This is a genomic window from Staphylococcus croceilyticus (genome assembly GCF_002902575.1).
Lineage (GTDB): Bacteria > Bacillota > Bacilli > Staphylococcales > Staphylococcaceae > Staphylococcus > Staphylococcus croceilyticus.
Window position 1 is genome coordinate 1 of the sequence record NZ_PPRD01000086.1, and the last position, 5,270, is coordinate 5,270.

General features: G+C 31.1%; 5 protein-coding genes. All 5 read right to left on the reverse strand.

The window, feature by feature from the left end; all coding sequences use genetic code 11:
* A partial coding sequence (locus CD128_RS09680; protein ID WP_103329717.1) for a rhomboid family protein occupies positions 1-1,389 on the reverse strand: 1,389 nt, incomplete at its 3' end.
* Positions 1,390-1,403: 14 nt separating this feature from the next.
* Positions 1,404-1,940 (reverse strand): 5-formyltetrahydrofolate cyclo-ligase, encoded by a 537-nt coding sequence (locus CD128_RS09685; RefSeq protein WP_103329718.1) that lies wholly within the window; start codon positions 1,938-1,940, stop codon positions 1,404-1,406.
* Positions 1,941-2,106: 166 nt separating this feature from the next.
* Complete coding sequence (rpmG, locus tag CD128_RS09690) at positions 2,107-2,256, reverse strand: 50S ribosomal protein L33 (RefSeq protein WP_103298552.1); 150 nt, start codon at positions 2,254-2,256, stop codon at positions 2,107-2,109.
* 116 nt (positions 2,257-2,372) lie between these two features.
* The gene (locus tag CD128_RS09695; protein WP_103329719.1) at positions 2,373-4,418 is read right to left on the reverse strand and encodes a peptidoglycan D,D-transpeptidase FtsI family protein; all 2,046 of its coding nucleotides are present in this window, start codon (positions 4,416-4,418) and stop codon (positions 2,373-2,375) included.
* A 133-nt stretch (positions 4,419-4,551) separates the two neighbouring features.
* On the reverse strand, positions 4,552-5,151 hold the full coding sequence (locus CD128_RS09700) for a superoxide dismutase (protein WP_103298554.1): 600 nt from the start codon (positions 5,149-5,151) through the stop codon (positions 4,552-4,554).
* Between the last annotated feature and the right edge of the window lie 119 nt (positions 5,152-5,270).

Below are 5,270 nucleotides of genomic sequence, written 5' to 3' on the forward strand. Positions count from 1 at the left end.
ATTTTTTACTGCTTTTTTAGCATAACTTAAGGCTTTTTCATTATCATTTAACGCTCTATTTGCAATAGCTAATTCATAATTTAATAAACCAGAATTAGGATATTTTTTTAAGCCTCTTTCCCAGTCAGCCATTCCTTCAGCTCTTGAGCTAGTAGTCGCTGTAATTAAGCCTTTTAAATAATAAGTTTCGGCATCATCATAGCCTTTGTTAATAGTATGATCTACTAAATGACTTGCTTCTTTATAATCATATTTTAACATCGCATCTTGAATTAATTTATCATAGATGTTTTGCTCTTTAATTGCGAAAATTCTAATCTGTAGGGCTACAAAAATAACTAGGAGTAAAATTAAAAATATCCAAAACAAATTACGATTTACAGTAAAATAATAACCAACAAGAGTGATTAATATTCCGCCTACAAACCCTCCTAGGTGCGCCATTATATTTACATTGGACATGAATAAAGATAATACTACCATTATGAGTAATGCAATTAACATTTGCCCAATCACTTTTTTATCAAAAGTTTTACTGATAATCATCATGGCAAAAATAGCGCCTATGAGACCAAAGATGGCACCACTAGCCCCTACCGATATTGTATGAACATTAAAAGATAGTGAAATAAAGTTACCAAGTAATCCTGAAATCATGTAGATACCTAACATCTTTAATGGACCTACAATGGATTCTACAATTTTACCAAAAATAAATAACGACAACATATTCATCAATATATGTTCGAAATTAAAATGTAAGAACATCGAGGTAATAAGACGATACCATTCGCCATGAACTACATTGAAATGGACCAACCCACCGACATCTAGCAATTTAACGTCAGAAAAATGATTTAAATATAAAATCATAATGAGCCAAATTAACACATTAATGGCGATTAGAAGATAGGTCATAGGCGTGAATGTCATCATGTATTTATCAATTGGATTTTGTCTCAAAACACGTTTTTTATATTGAAACGCCGATGTTTTATTATTTCGAGAAATAAGCTTAGACAACATTAAATTTGGCATCAATCTTTCTAAATCTTTCATTTCATTGATTAAATGAAAATCCATCTTAAAAGGATGCGTCTCTTTAAACTCGCGCATATTTAAATCTTTATCGGTAAAATATATGAATTCAAATGCTTTAGGTTCGAAACTTAATTCCTCATTGATACTACTACTATTATCATAAATTTTAGATTTATCAAATCGAATTTCCTGTGTAGAGGTAACGTCTTTACGAAAAATAGCTATTTTTCTTTGATTTTTATTAGCAAGCCATACCTCATTTTCATTTTTTTCAATATTTATTAGATGATAGTCAAAATAACGAATCCAATAATATATTGATTTCCAAAATTGTTTCTCATTATCCATTAATTTCTCCACCATCAAGTTTTATAAATTATTAATTCATTTACAGGTTGATCGTGATTTTCAATTTCAAAATCCGTAATTTGAAAATCATAAATTAAACTAATCGTATTTGCGTTTGATTTGCTAAGAAATCGATCAAAGTAGCCTCCACCGTAGCCGATTCTAAAACCATCTTTACGAAAAGCTACACCTGGAACGATAATTAAGTCTAATTCATTTGTAATTTCAGTGTCACCCTCAACTGAATTAATACCTTTTTCATCTTCCACAATAGAATCTAAGTCGATAATTTCTTTAAAATTCATTTCACGCGTTTTGTAATTAGTATTAGGAACAAATACTTTTTTGTCATCATTTAATGCAGTTTGGATGATTTTATATGTATCTACTTCATGAGGCATTGAAAGTACCATAGCGATTCGATGAGCATTTTTGTACCACTCATGATTCAGTAAGTGTTCTTTCAACCAATTATCAGCATCTTCTTTGTTAGAAGAATCAAACGCCTTCATTTTTGTAAGAATATCTTTGCGGATAGTCTTTTTATTCATTCCCTTACACCACCTTTATATCTAAATATATTATAACGTTATTAAAAGATGATGTCATTTAGATGCAACGGAAAAAGGGATATTATCAAACATCTAACGTTAGATATAGAATACTTTAATATAAAAAAATAGGCTGAAAATAATTTCAGCCTTATCAATCGTTTTATTATTTTGTTTCACGGTGTAAAGTGTGTTTGTTATCACGTGAACAATATTTTTTCATTTCAATACGTTCTGGATTGTTTCTTTTATTTTTAGTTGAAATGTAGTTTCTGTCACCACATTCAGTACAAGCTAATGTTACGTTTACGCGCATGTTAATTCCTCCTTACCTTTTCTAAATATGACTTTATTATCATACCACTTAGAATAAAAATTGAAAAGTATTAATTTTAGTAACGCCTATCAATTCTAATAATGTGTAATTAAAGATTATTTTTCATTTTTAAAATAATAATTAATTACGTCACGGCCTAAGTCTCCACCGTTTAACCATGGTGGCGGAACTGGTTGGTTCGTATATACAATTGAAAAAGCTAATTTAGGGTTTTTAATTGGTGCATAACCTATATAAGTTGAGTTAACACGTGATTCACCATTTTGGAATACTTCGGCTGTTCCCGTTTTACCTGCAGATGGCACTTCTGTTTTATGGAAGCTAGCATAACCTGTACCGTCTACTTTATTAAAGGCCATCTCGAATCCTTTTTTCACTTCATCAATTTCATCTTGAGAATTATTGACTTTATTTAATACATTTCCTTTTATTTTCTCTTTTACTGGCCCCACATCATCACTATTTGTAGCGTTATGAACCGCTAATCCTATATGAGGTTGAATTCTGTAACCATTATTAGCAATTGTAGAGATATATTGTGACAATTGAAGCGGTGTGTAAGTGTCATATTGACCAATAGATAAATCAAGATAGTTACCAGGATTATTTGTTAATGGCTCAATTTGTCCAATCGTTTCATTAGGTAAATCAATACCTGTTTTAACACCTAATCCTACTTGATTTAATCCTTTTCTTAATTTTTGGCCTGCCTCTTTGATATCTGTTGGTAAATTCATACCGCTATAGTATGGGTCTCCTGCTAATTTTAAAGCAGTTTTAAACATATAAACGTTAGATGAATGCATTAACGCTTCTTCATCGTTAATTCTAACTTTACCGTTTTGGTTAAAGTAAGATCGTTTTGTTAAGCCACCGCGGAAATGTAATGGTTCATCAATCATTTCTTCGCCAACTTTAATTGCTTTATTTTGATAGCCAGTTAATAATGTACCACCTTTGACAGAAGAACCAACAGCAAATTGTCCTGTGAAGTTACCTAAATCGTAATCCGTTAATTTACCATCTTTACTGATTTGTCTTCCAGCCATTGCGAGGATATCGCCATTTTTAGGATTTTGAACTACTATTAGTGCATTATCCATGTTTGTAGCACCTTGACTGCGTAGCGTTTTAATTTCATTTTCTAGTAATGATTCAACCTTTTTCTGTAAATCAATATCAATAGTTAATTGTAAATCATCACCTCGTGACCCTTTGTTAATCACCTCTGAATTAATGACTTTACCAGATTTATCGGTAGTATATTTCATTTGTTTCTTTTTACCACGTAATATATCTTCATATTGATATTCTAGATATGATTTACCTACTCTATCATTTCTTGAGTAACCTTTAGCCAGATATTGTTCAGTTAATTCTTTAGGAATACCTTCTGCTGGGGTTGATACACTACCAAATATACTACGAAGTGTATCGCCATATGGATAACGGCGATCCCAATCCATTGAAGTGTTTACGCCAGGAAGTTTATCTAATTGTTGTGATACAGCTGCATATTCTTTTTCACTGACGTCTTCATTTTTAATGGTTTCTGGATCTAGCGTTGAACCTACTGACATTTCTCTATAAATCGCTAAGACTTGTAAATCCTTTTTACTTAGAGAATTTAACTGTTTATCGCAAATTTTAGAATAAAGTTGTTTGTCATATTGGTCTTGACTAATACTTCCATCATTAAGCATGGATTGCTCTTTTTTCATCATATGTTCTACTTGTTCTGGATGTTTCTGAATCCAAAAATCTTGTTTATCACGTTCAGTTATTTTATTCGTCTTCATTGTTATCAATTTAGAAAGCTTTTCAGCTGTATCTAACATATCTTGTTGACTCGTTTTTCTTGAACGTGTGTATGTAATTGCAAGTTTTGAAGCATTATCGACTAAGACTTTACCATTTCGATCAAGTATTCTACCTCTCGGCACTGATTCGTTTACAGTAATATTTTCATCGTTTTTAACTAATTGCTTGTAATGAGAGCCTTGAGCAATTTGTAAATACCCTAACCGCAATACAATAATTGCAAATATTAATACGATTGCACCGAAAATAAAATTGATACGCTTATTCATTGTATGTTTTATTTTCTCATCATTTGTTTTTTCTTTTAACCTTTTAAGCAAGATAACCTACCTCAATTATTAAACATGTTTACCTATAAATGATATATGAATTTTATATATATTACCATTATTATATCAAAAAAATAGTGGTCTCTATCAAAGAGACCACCGAAATAAACGTTTATTCATTAACTTATTTAGCAGCGTTATATAATTCGTCTACTTTTTCCCAGTTAACTACGTTCCAGAAAGCACTGATGTAATCTGGACGTTTATTTTGATATTTTAAGTAGTAAGCATGTTCCCAAACATCTAAACCAAGGATAGGTGTTTTACCTTCTGTTAATGGGTTATCTTGGTTTGGAGTAGTAACGATTTCTAATTGACCGTTGTTTACTACTAACCATGCCCAACCTGAACCGAAGCGTGCTGCAGCTTTGTCAGCGAATTCTTTTTTGAATTCATCTAAAGAACCCCATTGTTCTTTAATTTTATCAACTACAGTACCTTTTTCTTCAGAATTAGGAGTTAATAATTCCCAGAATAATGAGTGGTTTAAGTGTCCGCCACCATTATTACGTACAGCTGTTTGAATGTCTTCAGGTACGCTATCTAAATTAGCAACGATTTCTTCGATAGATTTAGATTCTAAGTCAGTACCCTCAACTGCAGAGTTTAATTTTGTCACATAAGTATTGTGATGTTTGTCATGATGGATTTCCATAGTTTCTTTATCAATGTGTGGTTCTAATGCATCTGCTGCATATGGTAAATTTGGTAATTCAAAAGCCATAAATAATCATCCTCCTAAAATTTCGCTACATTAATAATAACAAGCAATTTACTAAGCAACAAACCTTTTGCTTATTTTATATATATTGTTTACTTATTATCTTGTTACTTTATTACTAT